At 68.3% G+C, this 262-nt stretch carries 1 protein-coding gene; it reads right to left on the bottom strand.

Annotated features, from left to right (window positions below; genetic code table 11):
- On the bottom strand, nucleotides 1-262 hold a 262-nt coding region (locus SB816_RS32670; RefSeq protein ID WP_410548334.1), incomplete at both ends, for a trehalase family glycosidase.

Genomic DNA, 262 nt, shown 5'->3' on the forward strand with positions numbered 1-262 from the left:
AGCGGATATTCCCCGCCACCACCGCCGCCCTCGCCGGCGCCCTCCACCACGTACTTCTCGACGAGCTTGCCTTCGGTCGCATACACGTGCTTCACGTCGGCGAGAAAGCGCGTGCCGATGTCCTTCGCGAGCGCCGGTTCGCCGTAGCGCCGCAACCCTTCGATCGCGATCCATTGCAGCGGCGCCCAGCCATTCGGCGCATCCCACTGCTGGCCGGTGTTCTGCGTCGTCGTCGCGAGGCCGCCCGGCTGCAACAGCGTCT

This window comes from Achromobacter sp. SIMBA_011, assembly GCF_046535435.1.
Lineage (GTDB): Bacteria > Pseudomonadota > Gammaproteobacteria > Burkholderiales > Burkholderiaceae_B > Achromobacter > Achromobacter dolens.